Source organism: Saccharicrinis sp. 156 (assembly GCF_050589685.1).
Lineage (GTDB): Bacteria > Bacteroidota > Bacteroidia > Bacteroidales > Marinilabiliaceae > Saccharicrinis.
Genome location: NZ_JBNGOS010000028.1, coordinates 19,166 through 36,694 on the forward strand (window position 1 = coordinate 19,166; position 17,529 = coordinate 36,694).

Sequence of the window (17,529 nt, forward strand, 5' to 3'; positions counted from 1 at the left end):
AACCCACCAGAACGATGCTCCCGAAAGTAATCGGGACAAGTGATGCCTCGTTTCAGTAATGCCTTGTTTTATTGTACTTGCAATGCTCATGACGAACCCCCAATACATAATCCGGGTTTAAATTATTTGCAATAATTTTTAACCTCTCTTGATGTGATGGATTGACTTATTACTTTACATAGGCGATATGATTTTTTAAGATTTATTAACATCACAAATTTAAACAGAAGACATATTGGAAGTATGTAAAATTTAATCTGATACATGCAATATTAAATCAATGTCTATTAATCACTGAATATATGACACTTACAAGCCAGAAGAGAATTGACTAAATAGTATTAGGGAACATGTAATATTTAACCCAATACCTATATAATATTCAATCTACGTTTAATGAACGTGAAGAATGAACTACACTGAGTATGGTTTTTTTTAACTATTTTATTTACTGCGGCGACAAAGGTTAACTATCCAAATTTATTGAACGTAGTAACTTAATAAATTAAAGATGAGTTTGAAGCGTCTAAATCAATTGCGTTTGGAACTACACTTATGACCTATTCAGATTATAAAATATTGGATAACCAGACGATTCTTCTCAAGAGTGATAGTCAAAAAGTAAAGGCTGAAATTCAAGCGAATGATTGTTCGATAAAAATTACGGATGCACCTGATCCTGTTCGATTGTCAAGTGGCCAAACTGCGTACCGGCTATATATCGAATAAACGAAACCTTTATAAAAAGGATCAATCAGCATTAGATACACTCCCCTAGGTGACTAGCATTGTGTTGTTTTGAAAAAGGTTAAATCGAATATGAAACAAGCAAGAACTTTTTCAATTATATAGTACTTAAAGCAGGATGATTTAAAAAATAAATTACCGGAAAATTATAAAACCAGAAGAGTATTTACATGTCGAACCCTACTGTTAACATTTTATTTTCTGTCTTTTTATATATATGCTGGGAGACTCGCCAAAATGCTTTTTAAAGCACTTGCTGAAATATAGCGCATCATTGTAACCTACTTTAAAGGCAACTTCAGATATATTATATTTAGTTTTAATTAACATATGAGCAGCCTTTTTTAAACGAAATGTTTGTACAAAATCACTAGGCGATGTTCCTGTAATGTTTTTGATTTTTCGGTACAGGTATGAGTAGCTGACTCCTAAATCCTGGCATAATAATTCATTATTATAATCCGAATTATCCAGATTTACCTCCACTAATTCAATCATCTTTTTTAATAGATCTTCATCTAATTGGGATAAGGTTAATTCTTTAGGTGTGATATTAATATCATGTAAATAGTCACTTTTAAGATGATGGAGTTTACTAATTAAATTTTTTATTCGCACCTTTAACAATTGGGGTTCAAAAGGCTTGGTTATATAGTCATCGGCACCTGTTTTATAACCATCCATTTTAATGTCGGAGGATGCAAGAGCAGTCATTAATATTACAGGGATGTGGCTTATCTCAGGATTTGATTTTATTTTTTTACAAAACTCTAACCCATCCATATTTTCCATCATAATATCTGAGATAATCAGATGTGGGCTATGTTCTTCACAAACACTTAAACCTTCTAAGCCATCATTAGCAGTAAAAACACAATACTCCTCCGATAAAAAGTCGTATAAAAACTCTCTTAATTCATAATTATCTTCAACAATTACAATTCTTTGTTTACCATCCTTATTTTCAATGGTGTTAACATCTTTCTGTTGGTTTTCAGCATAATTGATAACCTGCCTCATTTGCTTGTTTAAATCACTCTCTAAATCAAATATTTCTTCTTCTGCATATGGTTGTTTGGTAAGTGGTAAGCAAACCGTAAAGGTGGTTGACTCGCCTAATTGACTATCCACATTCACGCTACCATGGTGCAACTCCACCAGATTTTTTACAAGTGAAAGTCCGATTCCTGTTCCGGTTGATTTAGCTTGACCATCCGTCTGGTAAAAACGTTCAAATATCTTTGCATGTAAATGTTTATCGATTCCTTTACCCGTATTGGTTATGCTAATCTCAACTTGCTGATCCGTTAATGCTTCGCCTGATGATAATACCTTAAGCTCAACTGTCACCGTGCCCATTTCGGGCGTGTATTTATAAGCATTTGATAACAGGTTAAATAAAATGATATCTAATTTTTCACGGTCAAACCATCCGTTAATCACCTTTTTTTCAAAGAAAAATTCGGTGGCTATCGATTTTTCTTTGGACATAAATTCGAAAGCCTCCAAATTTGATTCAGTTATAGCAACTATGTTTGAGTACGTCACTTTTATTTTCATCCCTTCATAAAGCGATTTCCGAAAATCAAGTATCTGGTTTACCAAATTTAATAACCTATTCGAATTATTAAGTATCAACTGTTGAAGCCTACTTCTCTCTTCATCATTTTTATTATAATCAATAAGCTGCCTTATTGGCCCCATTATTAAAGTAAGTGGTGTTCGTAACTCATGTGAAATATTTGTGTAAAACCTTAACCTTTCCTGATGAAACTTTTCTTCCTTTTCACGTTTTACACGCTCAATAAGCAGGTCATTCTTAAGTCGCAACCGGATGATGAGCACTTTTCGAATTTGATAAATTAATAAAGCAAGAACTACGATATATAGAATAATGGCCCATTTACTAAACAACGGGGATGGTTTAACTCTTATCGGAAGTGAAGCTGAGTTTTTGCTCCAAATACCATCGTTATTCGCACTAAATACCTCAAAAGTGTACTTGCCAGCTGATAAATTCGTATAGTGCGCCAACTTCTGATTTCCAATATGCCAGTCTTTATCATAGCCATGAAGAATATATCTAAACTGATTTGCTTCTTGATTGAGATAAGAGGTTGATATAAAATTTATGGTAAAATCTTTATTACGATGATTCAGGGTAATTTCCTTCTGATGGTTGATGTTTTTACTTAATATGACCTGGTTATTTATTTCGGTTCCGGGATGCAATTCTGTGTTATTTACAGTTAAAGAGGAAAAAACAGGAGCTGGCGAATAATTGTTAACCACAAGAGATGAAGTATTAAACTGATATATATCATCAAAACCACTTAAATAAAGTTTGTCTGTATGGTCAATAAAAAAACCACGCCGGTTATACTGACTGCTTCTGATCCCATTATTGACATTAAAAAACTTAATTTGGGACAATTCAGGATTAACTTTGGCTATTTTATTAAAGTTCAGGTTCAACCATAGATTATCCTTTGAATCAACCTGAATATTTGTAACCCACAAAGGATCTAATTGTCCGAAAACAATAGGCCGAAACACGTTTAAGCCTTTGTCATATTGATAAAAACCATTTCTGCCCCCGATATATATTCCGCCATTTCCCGACTCAACGATGGAGGTAAATACATTTGGAGTTGTTTTGCCCATATGGTTTTCAGGTAAATAATGCTCAAACACATCATATTTTGCATCTTGCCTATATATACCATACTGACTAATTATCCATATTTTTTCGTTTTCATCGATCAGGATGTCATTAACTTCAACCTCATCTGGTAATCCAGCGTATTTTTTAAAGGTATTTTTTAAAGGATCAAATAGTTTTAATCCTTCTCCTCTGGTTCCAACAAGAATATTTCCATCAACAGACTCTTCCAATACATATATGGGAGAATTGTTTGCAGAATGTCGATAGGCGCTAAATGATTGATTATGACCATCCATCCTAATCAACATTCCATTATATGTACCAGCCCAAACGTTATTTTTGGAATCAACCAGTAAAGCATATAATTTCTCTCCATACTTTGCAAACTGATTATTTGCCGGAAAGTACCTGTTAGACTTTTCATTTTTAAAAATGATGCCATGAGATAGTGTCATGATTAGCACACCATCTTTATAAGGATAAAAATCAGTAGCCGTTTGTTCCTGAAGGTCATTAATCACGTCTCCTCCAATGTACTGAAACTGATTTTGATATGGATCATAGTTGTTCAATCCATTTTCCGTTCCAATCCAAACACTTCCGGAGTTATCCTGGAATATATCCATGATTTGATTATTGGAAATAGAATGCGCGTACTTGCTATCGTGATAAACCAGCTCCACATCTTCAGTCTTCAAATCCAAAAAATTATCACAAATGACGATACCTCCCCAGGTACCTACCCAAATTTTTTCATTCTTATCTTTGTAAATGGATCTGATGTAGTTTGTCATTCTACCTTGCGAGAGTTTTTTGGAGACATGATACTGACATACTTTTTTTTCATCAGGATCTATTACATTCAAACCGTTACGAGTTCCTGCAACAATGTTTCCATTAGCATCTTCAAAAAGACAATAAACATGGTTATGCGATAAACGTTTGGATGGATCCTCCGATCGATAGTTTGTAACAGACTTTATTTCTGTATTAGACACAGATAAACAGTATACCCCATTTTGCCACGTACCAAGCCATATTGATCCGTTTTTAGCCAACAAAATGCATTTAATATACTCTGCATAGCCTTCACCATTTCCAATTTTAAACGATTTAAAAGAATCATTTTCCGGAGTATATAAATTTAATCCGCCTTCTCTGGTTCCAATCCATATTTGCCCATTTGAATCAACTGTGATGCATCTTATTTTTTGATCAGAAATTGAACGCGGATTCTTCTTGTCATGACTATAACTAACTATCTTTTCGGTTTGAGGATCATACTTCGCCAACCCATTATTCGTACCTATCCAAATAAATCCATTCTTATCCTGCGCTATGGCCGTAACATCATTGTCAATCTCACTATTTTTATTAAAGTGGACAGTATTATCGGAGCCATTATAAACGTACACCCCACTAAAAGTGGCCAACCACAATAAGCCTTGCCTATCCTGCATAATCTGGCGAACACTTAAATTAGTTTCTCCTTCTTGTGTGACAATCTTATTAAAAGAATGGCAATAGGCCAAACCAACATAAAAACAAAATATGATAACAAAAATAGATTTCAAGTAATAACTTTTCATAACATTTGTTCAATTTTCATCCATATCCCCTACATCAGTTTGTCCATAAAGTACCAATACTTCCTTAACATGAATTGTATGTTATTGCAAAATAGTTATAATTCTCTATTTTAATTAATGATTGTTTATATAATTTTCGTCTAAAACTTTTATTTTTATTTTGTTTTAATGGTACATTTTGAACTTGTTAACCAAGGCGAGCTAAACGTGACTTCCACATCCCCTTGCTCACCGGTAGCCTGAATATAGGCTATCATTTTTCCATTGTGAACACGTTGCTTGTTGTCGCGATAATCTCCCATATCACGATCGTTGCCGGCTTCTAAACCGAGCAATTTAGCCGGCCCATTAACCCTACAGGTTATTTCGTTGTCGGCCAGTACTACAGGAATACCATCTTCATCAACGATGCCGATTTCTATCTGGGCCACCCCCATTTCTCTTGAAATTTCCTTTTTGTCCCAATGGATTTGAATGGCATGGGGCTGCTTAGATGTTTGAATAACAGAACGACTTTCCTCTTGCCCGGATTCATTTACAGCTATCACTTCCAATTGACCCGGTTCAAAGGGAATTTCCCAGAAAAATACCCCGGTTTCATCATCATATTCTTTCACATCACCCACCTGGTGCCCGTTTAGCATCAATTTGGCCTTGCCGGAATTTGTAAAAGCCAGCACTTTGACCATCTCCCCCTTTTGGTAGTTCCACGCGGGCCAGGCACGACGGGTTAAATTTTTAACATTCGAATTGGAAGTAGTTGTTCCCAGGTATGCCACAGGCTTTTCACTCCACAAAGCACGGCGGAACTCCCCGCGAGGCTTCACAAATCCGGCATAGTTTAAAAGACCTCCATTTCCTCCACGCGCAGGCCAGGCACCGGATTCACCCAAATAATCTATGCCTGTCCATAAAAACTGTGCCGCAATAAAATCATTGTTTTTCACCGCATTCCAGGCGGCCATTGAATGTCCGTTTTCACTGCCATATATCACGCGCTCAGGATATTCTTCATGGTCAAGCGCATAACGTCCCTCGGTATAATTGTATCCGCAAACATCCAGGCTACCCGGGTACTCCGTATGGTTTGACATGATTACACCGGCCAAAGCGGCTGTAACCGGACGAGAACCGTCGTGCCTGCGCACCTCCGCCGAAAGCCTTTTGGCGATATCGCCCAAGCGCACTGCCTGAGGGGCATCGGGCAAATAACCCCCGTATACCTTTTGTTTTATTCTTCCGTGATCCAGAACCGGGTGCGAATAAGGGTCGTTCGGATAATCCACCTCATTGCCTATACTCCACATAATGATGGATGGGTGATTGCGGTCGCGCCTGACCATATCGGCCACATCTCGGCTGCTCCACTCTTCAAAGAAGTCATAGGAACCTTCATATCCCGGTTTGCCTTTATTCCAGCCAACCAGCCATTTACGTTTGGGATATTCCCATTCATCAAAAGCCTCATCCTTAACCAATAAGCCCAACTCATCACACAAATCATACACCGCAGGAGCCTGGGGGTTATGGCTCATTCGTATTGCATTGCAGCCCAAATCTTTCAAGTTCTGTAATCTTCGTTTCCAAACTTCTTTTGGCACGGCACTTCCCAGGCACCCTGCATCGTGGTGGATACAGACCCCCTTGATCTTCATTCCTTTTCCGTTCAGGTAAAACCCGGTATTGGCATCAAAATGAATACTTCGGATACCAACTTTAGTTTCGGTTTTATCAATAATCTTGCCCCCCTCTTGCAGCCTGGTTTGCAATGTATAGAGGTAAGGGTTATCCACCCCCCAAAGCTTTGGGTTATTGACTTTCAATTCGGCGTCCGCAAGCTTATCGGATTCCGGGGCCATTTCAAGATTCCTACTTGAAGTAGCCACCACATTTCCTTCCGAATCAATCAACTCGTTAACTAATTTCAAAAGTTTCGTCTCAGCGGATTCGTTTTTTACTTCCATTTTTACGGAAACCTTGGCCTTTCTTGCAGAAACTTCAGGCGTCGTGTAGCGTATCCCCCATTGTGCAAAATGAACTTTCCCCGAGGTTATCAAATATACATCGCGATAGATACCGGAACCTGTATACCAACGCGAATCAGCTTCCCGGCTATGATCAACCTTTACGGCTATTACGTTGTGTTTTGTACGGGTAACAAAAGGTGTAATATCGTAACAGAACGAGATATAACCGTTGGGACGCTTGCCCACCAGTTGTCCGTTTACATATACTTCGGTTCGGTTGTAAACGCCTTCAAAGTACAACCAGGCTTTTTGGTCTAAGGTGAGCCCTGACAAATCAAGCGATTTACGGTACCAACCAATTCCCCCGGGCAAATAGCCGGTACAACTCGATAAGGAAGGGCTGAGTGGTGCTTCAATACTCCAGTCGTGCGGCACATTGAGCAAACGCCACTTCTCATGGTTAAAACCGGGGTCCTGCGCATTCTCCGGATTGTCCAAAGTAAAATACCATCCGTCATGCAACAAAAGGCTTTCACCAAACGAGACTTGAGCATAACTATTCGTGTTAACAACAATAAACAGGATAAATCCCAAAAAGCTGTTGATTTTATAACTTTTCAAATTTAAATTAATTGTTTGATGTGTCATTTGAGTTTTATTTTCTACGGGTTAATTCCTTTTTTTTCTCCGGTAACTTTTCCCAATCCCTTGGGTGACTGATAACCGGTACGTCCGGAAATAAAGTCCCAGTTATACGCTGTCCGCTCCCTCTTTGATTGTACTCGCCTAATTCTTCACGCGCTTTTTTTGCTATTTTCAATAATTTCTCCACTATTTCGGGGTGTTCCCTTGATACATCCCTAGTCTCGTGAATATCATTCAAAAGGTCGTACAAAACCGGTTTCTCGATGTCAATAAACTCGGTTTTACTTTTATCCCAAAAAGGAATCTGCTCAATGGAACGGGGCAAGTGTAACTTCCAATGCTTATAGGATACGGCCTGCAAATTTTCACAGTTGTAGTAATAATAAGGCTTTTCCGGATCTATAACCGAGCTGTCCCCTTTGAAAATCGGCAAAATGCTTTTCCCGTCATACGTTCTGTCTTTGGGAATTTCTGCTCCAATTATCTCTGAAAGTGTAGGAAAGACATCGAAAGAAAATACCGGAACATTCAGCATAGCACCTTTATCAATACCTTCCGGCCACGAAATAATAAAGGGTACCCTGTGACCTCCTTCGAGAGAAACATATTTGGTTCCGCGATATGGAACAGCGTACTTGTTTTTGGTAGGTCCATTGTCGGAAGTAAAAATGATGATAGTATTGGATAATTTACCGGTCTTTTCCAGTGAATTTATCATTTCACCAATACTCCAGTCGAACTCCTGAATAACATCGCCTCTAACGCCATCGCCAGAAGAACCTACGAAATTTTTGCCCGCCTTATATGGCGTATGCGGGTAATTATGCGAATAGAATAAAAAAAAGGGCTTATCGGCTTCCTCTTCAATAAACGTGCATATTCGTTCGGTATATAAGCTGGTCAGTTTTTCGAGGGGAGTCACTTCATATACCAATTCCTTCCCGTCATAGAACTCTTTACTGTGGCCAAAATTACATGGCATTCCATAATATTCGTCGAAGCCTTGGTTTAAGCATGAAAATTTTTCTTCGGTACCCAGATGCCATTTACCCACCATAAACGTGGTATAATCCTGCTTTTTAAATTGTTCGGCAATGGTAATCTCGTCGGGATTCAACCCCAAAAACCAGTGTGCATCGCGCCTGGGATTTATGCCCATGTATAAACCTGTTCTCTGGGGATATGCACCAATTAATAAAGCGGCTCTTGAAGGAGAACATATAGAAGCTGCGGTATGATAATTCGTAAAGCGGAGCCCTTGATCTGCAAGCCCATCAAGATTTGGTGTTTTTACGTGCTTTGCACCATAACAGCCTATATCGCTGTAACCTAGATCGTCGGCAAGGATTAAGATTACATTAGGTTTATCTTGAGCTTTCGATGTTATGATATTACAGCCACCAAACAGCAGGACAATTACACTTAATTTTCTTAGCAAAACAGTGGTATATTTCAATATTTTACTCATCATCATATTTTATCATCTATAGGTTGATTCACTTTATCCCATCATAGATCAGTTATCCCAGTTATCTGTTCTAAATGGATAAGCCGGTAATTCACTTTTGTTCACCAAATTAACAGTAGGTTTTCCAGCAAAAGCATACCGAATATATTTAGGCTCTTTAATTTTTGGAGAACTTAAGGTTACCGTTTCACCTACAATTTCAGCATTTGCCTTCACCCACTCCCCGCTTTCATCTGCAATCCAAAAGCCGGATGGGGCTTTGCTGTTTGTGGTTTTTAGCCCGGAGGCATTGTTAAAATGAACGATTATTTTTTCGCCTTGTAAGTCCACGCTCTTAAACGTAGGCCCCATGGCCGAAACTTCTTGATGGAGTGTATTTTTTGTGGCTAACAGGGCAGCTCTTTGTCCGATCGGCAGCTTATCCTGTGGGTGGATATTTTTCAGATCTCCCAAATCGATGGTGTTTACTACTGAAGTGTTCGGCAAATCCAGTGATGCCAATTGGGATTCGCGCATCCAGGCCCAGGAAGGTTCGGTGGGGCTTTCAGGATCTATGGCTTGCTTGGTCTGCGGTCCCTTACCATAACCCGGTAGCATAATTACCATAAAATGCATCTTGTCGTCCTGCCATTGCCTGCGGTAATTCAGTATCCATTTTTTGAGCACTTCGTCATAATCCTTCATCCCGCATACCCGGTGAAACCAATCTTTTTCACTAACCTCCGGCAGGCCCGACAGATAACGCGTGTTACGTTCGCCCTGATACCAAACCAGTCCCCTGCATGCAAAAGGGATAAGCGGGTGCATCATGGCATTGTAAATAATATTGGAATGACGTCTTAGAAAGATATTCTCTTGATTTGTCCAGGCATCTGACCGACGCACCAATTCATTGATTTTAGCCACGCGCAAGGTATCAGCATCAAACTCCTTCATTATGGTATCAAAATGCGGTAGTTCCCTGGTCATACTTCTAGGCATCCAGGCCTCTATTGAAGAGCTACCCCAGGCAGTTTGGATGATCCCTACAGGCACATTGGCCAGGTTATTGAGAAAATAAGCAAATGAAAAGGCTACCGCACTTTGGGGGTGAGTTACTTTCCATTGTCCCTGCACTTCATCCTGTTCCTCTAAGGCTACCAGGTTTTGCACGTTAAAACTTCTAATATTTTTTACCAGTGGGACCAAGCCCCTTATTTCGGGTATCGACGAAGCGGACATAAACATATTAGATTGGCCGGAACAGATCCAGACTTCCCCCACTAAAATATCTTTAATAACCACCTTACTTTCACCTGATACGATCATATCTTGCCCCTTGGCGGAACCCTTTAAAGGATCTAGCTTAACCATCCACTTTCCATCGGCTGTGGCTCTCGTCGTTTTTTTCTGCCCGGCAAATGTTACCGTGATCTTGTCTTTAGGTGCGCTATGCCCCCAAACAGGAACTTCTTTTTCTCTTTGCAAAATCATATGGTCGCCAAATATATTGGCTAGTTTTAGATTTTGTCCAAAGGCCATTGAACTGCCTATAATAAGCAGTGAAATGACCAGCTGAATTTTAATTGGAGATTTAAACATGTTCGATTCGTTTAATAACTGTTATCCATTTTACTTTACCTGTATCAGTTCATTGGGCGTAAGATATGGCTCATCACCAAGTAGCCGCGCATTTTCGCCTCGTTTTTCAACATCTCCTATATCCTTTTTTGCCCAGTCCAGAAGCTTACTTAATTCTGCAACTACTTCGGGATGTTCATTGGCCACATTAGTCGTTTCTGCTATATCAATATCCAAATCATACAATACATAGTCATCAAACATTATCCTGTCTTCAGGTGCTATATGGATTGGCCACTTTCTGTAAACTATGGATTTGGAATCGGGATTATGAGGTAGATGCAATTTCCATTTTCCCATTCGCACCGCACGTAATTCCTGATGCTGGTAATAGAAATAAGGACGTTCCAGGGAACTTGATTTCCCATATAAAATGGCTGAAATATCCAGACCGTCAATGACTCTATCCGTAGGGATTTCCGCTCCCGCAATTTGGGCAATGGTAGGCAATAAGTCAATGGTGGCAGTGAGCTGGTCCGATGTGGTTTGGGCAGGCACTTTTCCTGGTGCACGGATAATGAACGGAACACGCAAGCCTCCTTCCCAAGCCGAGGTTTTTGCGCCTCGCAAGGGCTCGGCGTGCCCACCGTGCTCTTTTTTAATCCACCAGGGGCCATTATCACTGGTATAAATCACATAGGTATCTTCATCTAATCCGCTTTCTTTCAGCTTGGACAATATGCGCCCTACGTTAAAATCTATTTCTTCAATCACATCGCCATAGAGCCCCCCTTCCGATTTACCCTTAAAATCGTCGGAAACCGCCAATTTGGTATGCGGCATGGTATGCGCCAGATAAAGGAAGAAAGGACGGTCCTTTTGCTTTTCTATAAAAGCCATTGCTTCGTCGGTATATCGTCGTGTAAGCGTGGACATATCTGCATTTAACTCAACAACTTCTTTATTTCGTAGCAGGTGCACTCGCTGATCATTACTGCCCGGTGTAAAAAAAGAATAATCAAAACCTTGATGAACAGGTAAAAGGTCGGGATTAAATTTTTCGGGGTTATGCCCTGCCAAATCCCATTTACCAATCATACAAGTAGCATATCCTGCAGGTTTCAAAACCTCAGCAATGGTTACCTCGCTCAATGACAATTTTGGATGGGGCGCAACACCATTATCGTTACGCGCATTCCGCATAGGATAGCAGCCGGTCATCAAGGCAGCCCGTGATGGGCCACATACCGTTTGGGCATAAAAATTGGTCAACTTCATTCCCTCAGCTGCCATTTTATCCACGTTTGGGGTTTTTATGTTTGGCGAACCAAAACAGCCCAAATCCTGATAACCCTGGTCATCGGTGAAGATGATAATGAAGTTTGGTTTTTTATCTTTTCCCTGTTTTTGGAGATTACATGACATTACTAAGAATGACAATAGAACAAATAATAAGTGTTTAATACTTGGCACCATGGTTATTTTTTTATGTTTGATTTTATTCTTTCTAACTCTTTATGAATAGTATCCAGTTCTTGTTTTTGAAAAACAGAGAAATCATAAGATTCAACCCGTTGGTCATGTTGAACAAATTCAACCTTTGCTGTTTCAATTCTTAAATCCAGCAAGTCTTCAATTTTTATCTTATGGGGCTTCTTAAATGAATTTTTGTATTCAATTTCTTCTTTTCTAAGAGAAATGAAATTCTTTTCCTTGATTAATTCTTTTCCAAATTTGCTTTGAATAATATTTAATATTCCACCAAGAGTAAGAATACTCCAGAATGAGAATAATTCAAAATCCGATTTATACACCCCATACATACCTATTAGAGATAAAATGATCCCACCTATGTACATTGCTTTTTTTCTAGCAGCATTTAATTCCCTTCTGCCGTAAAATTTTTGATTGAGTGTTTTCATTCGTCTTAATGTTTATTTGTAATGGGCACTCCGCCTGCCTGTTCTATAACCGGGTAATTCACCCATCCCCTGTATCCAAATTTTAAAATGCTTGTTTCAATTATTTAATTCAATCCCAAAAGTCAATTTTACCGTCTCATATCCTTTGAATATTATTTCCTTTTTCATGTATTTCAATTCGTTAATAAACTTGGAATATTCGCATCGGACTTATTTTTATAATACTCTTCTTCCAGGATATGCTTTGCCCTTTGTGCATTTATTCGTTCTGCAAAGAAAAGAATAACCAAATCATATCGATCTATTAATTCCTCATTCGATTTTCCAGCCGGGCAGTTTAACCAACCTTTTGATTCTTTTTCTTTTTCACTATTTTTGTAATTAGCGTAATAATACATTATTTCTCTTTTATGAGGTAAATTTTTTAAAATATCGACGCGTGCTGAAAAACTTGATTGGCCAATCCTTGCTATATCCACCTTCCCGGTAATTGAAATTCCAGGCACGACAAATTGCATTAAAAGAGAGTCTCCTTTGTTATAAAAATAGAGTCTATGATATACGGTTGTATCTTTTGGAGAATGGTGATGATTAAATTTAAGCCCATTTTCAACTTGTATATCTTCAACAATATTTCTTTGTTTTATGCGTTTTCCATTTTCATACATTTCATAACTCACGGAAATATATTCTCCTTTTTTAAGTTCAAAGGGAAATTTAAATACATTTATTCCCATCTCATCGAAAATGTTACTTAAATCCTCAGTGTCAAACTCATAGTCATTGTTTGTTCCCTGACTAAAAGTTAAACCTGCTGTTAACAAACTCAAACCAAATATTAGAACTAAATTCTTCATTATATCATAGGGGTATATAAATATTACTCGTTCCTATTTTTCCACAACTACCTCTCGCGTGTTTAAATTTCCGGGGTAAGTTGACTTTGGACGGTTCGTTCCGTTCCTGTTCCAGTCTCCCAATTCCTCCCGGTATATTTCTGCCATCGCTTCTAACTCATTGATCTTTTTTTGGTCATCCAGTGCTATTTTTTCTGCTTTATCGCTTTGAAGGTTATTAAGCATTGGAGCGGCTAATTTCTTATTTCGTCTTTTTGCCCAATACACGCAACTTGCAGTCAAATCAGGATCACGGGGCAGGTGAAGTTTCCAGTCCACCTGCCTGACCGCTTCCAATGTCAGGCCATTGTAATAAGCAAATTCTTTTCTGGGGCTTAGTTTTTCCTTACCACTCATCATTGGCAACAGATTGTAGCCATCGTATTTCCGATCGGTCGGTAGCAAGGTTTTTGTTGCAGCAGCAATAGTAGGTAAAATATCCAGTGCACTGACCAGTTGGTCCGACACCTGTTCGGCAGGAATTCCCGCCGGCCAACGAATAATTGCAGGTACACGATGGCCTCCTTCCTGGGTTTGGTATTTACCGCCGGAAAATGGGAATGCCGAACCAGCCGGTAACCAGGGACCGTTATCTGAAGCCAAAATCACCATGGTTTCTTTCCCGATGTTCAACTCTTCCAGCTTTTGGAGTACAAGGCCAACATGATAATCCAGTTCTCTTACCATGGCCGGAAAGATCTTTGGATTCATTTTCCCTTTTTTCTCCTGGTAGGAGGCCCACTCGTCTGGCGTACAAAATTCCTTGTTGGGCGACCAGGGACCATGTACCAGGTAATGTGCCAGATAGATAAAAAATGGTTTATCGTTTTGTTGTTGCCTTTCCATAAAATCAATCGTCGCATCGGTTAATTTTTGATGCGCCTGACTAAACTTTATTTCATCCACTGGATCTTCATTATGGTACCAGGTTCCCGCTCTGCCAATATGAAAATTGTGAAGCCTTCCGATGTATTCATCGAATCCTTGCTGGCGGGGTCCAAAGCCATCCATTTTTCCTAAATGCCATTTTCCAAAAGCCGCGGTGGCATATCCCTGCGATTTCAGCAATTCTGCAACGGTAATTTCGCTCAATGGAAGTCCTACATGTTCATTCCACAAGTCAAAGCCGGGTCTGTCATTGGGGCCCGGCGTTACGGGCAAGCCATTCCGTTGCGGATATCGGCCTGTCAGTACAGCCCCTCTGCTGGGTGAACAAACATTGCTCGCAGAAAGGTAATTTGTAAACCGTATCCCCTTTGCTGCCAGCAGATCGATATTTGGGGTCTTTATCCCGGGATCTATAGCACCGTAACAACCAAGGTCGTTGTAGCCCATGTCATCCACATAAATGAGAATAATATTTGGTTTTTCGTTTTCACTCTGGGCGAATGCGGTTACTATTGTGAAAAACAATAATCCGAACAGGCACAAATAAATTGGTGTTACATTTTGCATATGAATGCTTTTGTCAATTTTCTAAAACCATTAACGCTGTAGTTTCTCCTTCTTGAAAGGTTTTTCCCTTTTTAATCTTCACTTTACCAAATCCTTTCAGGCTCAATGATTGTAAAGAAAGTTCTCCATTCAGAACCGTAAGCATCACTGATTTTTCGTCTCCCTTATCTTTTATTTCAATGGTTCCGTATTGATAGCCGTTAGACCAGAAGTATTTCCCTTCCAGGTTATTAAATTTCATCGTTCCGTTTACAGCACTATACTCAAAACCAGTATACGCCAATAAACCGCTATATGATGCCATGGCCCTTGCATAACGGTGACCAAATTCACCCTCGTTAAACGGGTTTCTTTTTTTACCATCGTAACGGTCTCTAATCGCAGTAAAAACGGCTAATCCTTCATCTTCCAACCCTTCGTATAACATGTGGGCACCTGTGCTGTATTCAAAGCCGGTCATTACTTCGCTATAATAAGGAAATGGACGTGCTTCCCTCTTATTTTCAGGATAGTGGGCCATAACCAGTCCTTTTTCATCATTAACGGCATAGCTCCTGAACGTACTCAAATGGTTATTGAAATTTTCCTTCCAATTGTACTTTTTAATGGTTTTTAAGGTCGTCGTCATTTTGTCTTTATCCAAAAGGTAACCCAATCCACATGTATGAGCGAGGTATTGCCCCACCAGCTGATCCACAAGGATTCCTTCACCAACCTGAAAGTCGGTAGGTTCAGGTACTTTCTGAATATAATACGCACCATTAAACAGGTTCTCATCCACCCATTGGCTACCGTTTTCAAACATAGCCCTGCATTTTTTTGCAAAAGCCTTGTCTTTCATATGAAGCGCCATTTCTTCGCTTGCCCTTAATGCTCCCAGATACCAGGTAGCCATTTGAGGGTTTGGGCCAATGTAGTTCACATCCATGGTATTGTGGTGTTTCCCTTCCAATACGCCATTGGCATCCTTGTCCCAACCACTGCTTTTCCAGGCAAACTCCATAGCTGCTTTTATGTATGGATAAAGTTCTGCCAGTTTCGCATTGTCGCCGGACAGCTGCCATTCCCGATACATTTTTATCAAGCATCCGAGCTGGCCATCAGCCGCTGTTTTCATTCTCTGTTCAGCTGTTTTTAACGGAACCCGAACACGGTGGGCCATGGCGCCGGTTTCCAAATTGGTAGCATATTTAAACTCAACCTCACGCATACCCATGGCGACGTCACCAAACAAAAACGGCGTGGTTACCTCATAATTCCACACATGGGTACAACTGCCAAACCCCCACCCGGCTTTTGCTCCTTTAGGGTTGATGGCTGTTCCTTCTATACTGCCAGTCCCTTCCCAACCCAAGGCATAGCCATCTTCATCACAAAAAACAGTTTGACTGCGCAAATTGGCCATATTAAATAAGGCAGCTTCTTTCAGTACTTCCGGAACATCCGAATTTATAAAAGCATCAACAAATTCTACTGTTCTTTTTTCTAAGGTTTTAAGGTTGGGCGTAATATCTTTAGCCACATCCCAGGCATCGGCGTAAACCGTGGCATAATGATTTCTTATCGGCGTATGTTCACCATAATTAGGTTGTGCTTCCCAGGCCAATCTTACTGGAAAGTTCCATGTTAAAACAAACACAAACTCTTTGGTTCCATTTGGGGGAACGGAAGCTTTGACCGCTAGAGTTGCAGGCTTATTTCCCTGATACTTTCCTTTCTGTTCTTCCAGCATGCCATCATCATTAAAATCGTCCCAAAAATTAATCAAAGAACCATTCCATCTAAAATCAGAGTGCCATTGCGTGCGATAACTAATCCCTTCAGTTTCCGGAGTTACCAATGCCATGGTTCCCCATTTTCCATTGAGGGTATCTTTATTTTCATTTTCCATAAAAATACCGGTGAAGGTGCTCTCTTTGCGGAACGTATTTTTATTACCTTCTGCGCTACCTCCCCAACCATCGGTACCAATAAAGTTTGGAATAGCGCCACACACGGTTGTCTCTAGAGCTTGATCCGTTTTGTTGTGTACCACATATTTAAGAATAGCCCCTGGAATGCTGCTGACTTTTGTATCGCCGGGAACCATTGGGTTAAAAGCTTTTATGCTAACGTCAACCGGACTGTTCTCATCGCTTAAATTAATTTGGGCCAACGGGTATGCCGCATTAAATTCACAAGACATAAAGCGGGGAAAACCACTGTTGAGTTCATTGCTGCCCCAATCACCGTCCAGATTGTCCGAAGAAAGCGGGCCTTCCAAAAGCCTGGTTTGATTATTACCATCACGAGTAATGGTTCGTATGGCAAAAAACGGGGCAACCCGAATAGACCCTTTGCCCGAGTTGAATACAGGTTTCCAACCCAGGGCACCCTGGTTGACAATCTCCCAATCGCGCAAGTCGCCTCTACCTCCAATGGATACTGTACCGGTACCTATACCTCCTAAGGGCATGGCCACTTTCGTGGCGTAATCACCTGAATACGTTTTTAGTGCCGGCCAACCCAAGTCAGCATCCTGAGCCTTGGAAATGCTAACAAACAGTATGGTAAATACTACTACTATTGCGAATTTCATATTTATAATTTATTAGTTTTAAGATTTAGCTATCAAA

9 protein-coding genes are annotated in these 17,529 nt (G+C 39.8%); all 9 read right to left on the reverse strand.

The features are described from left to right. Positions 1-933: 933 nt before the first annotated feature. Positions 934-5,001: a two-component regulator propeller domain-containing protein gene (locus tag ACRD64_RS16965; protein WP_430934647.1), complete on the reverse strand. Its 4,068-nt coding sequence runs from the start codon at positions 4,999-5,001 to the stop codon at positions 934-936. A gap of 155 nt (positions 5,002-5,156) precedes the next feature. Then, on the reverse strand, positions 5,157-7,616 hold the full coding sequence (locus tag ACRD64_RS16970; protein WP_430934648.1) for a sugar-binding domain-containing protein: 2,460 nt from the start codon (positions 7,614-7,616) through the stop codon (positions 5,157-5,159). A gap of 7 nt (positions 7,617-7,623) precedes the next feature. Further along, complete coding sequence (locus ACRD64_RS16975; protein WP_430934649.1) at positions 7,624-9,087, reverse strand: sulfatase-like hydrolase/transferase; 1,464 nt, start codon at positions 9,085-9,087, stop codon at positions 7,624-7,626. A gap of 42 nt (positions 9,088-9,129) precedes the next feature. After that, positions 9,130-10,662 (reverse strand): sialate O-acetylesterase, encoded by a 1,533-nt coding sequence (locus ACRD64_RS16980; protein ID WP_430934650.1) that lies wholly within the window; start codon positions 10,660-10,662, stop codon positions 9,130-9,132. 30 nt (positions 10,663-10,692) lie between these two features. Further along, positions 10,693-12,117, reverse strand: coding sequence for a sulfatase family protein (locus ACRD64_RS16985; protein WP_430934651.1), 1,425 nt, complete (start codon positions 12,115-12,117; stop codon positions 10,693-10,695). A gap of 2 nt (positions 12,118-12,119) precedes the next feature. Then, a complete protein-coding gene (locus ACRD64_RS16990; RefSeq protein ID WP_430934652.1) occupies positions 12,120-12,563 on the reverse strand; it encodes a hypothetical protein in 444 nt (147 codons plus the stop codon). 173 nt (positions 12,564-12,736) lie between these two features. Continuing rightward, complete coding sequence (locus ACRD64_RS16995) at positions 12,737-13,420, reverse strand: hypothetical protein (RefSeq protein WP_430934653.1); 684 nt, start codon at positions 13,418-13,420, stop codon at positions 12,737-12,739. Positions 13,421-13,453: 33 nt separating this feature from the next. Further along, complete coding sequence (locus ACRD64_RS17000) at positions 13,454-14,914, reverse strand: sulfatase-like hydrolase/transferase (protein ID WP_430934654.1); 1,461 nt, start codon at positions 14,912-14,914, stop codon at positions 13,454-13,456. Positions 14,915-14,927: 13 nt separating this feature from the next. Further along, positions 14,928-17,492, reverse strand: a complete 2,565-nt coding sequence (locus tag ACRD64_RS17005; RefSeq protein ID WP_430934655.1) for a GH116 family glycosyl-hydrolase — start codon at positions 17,490-17,492, stop codon at positions 14,928-14,930. Between the last annotated feature and the right edge of the window lie 37 nt (positions 17,493-17,529).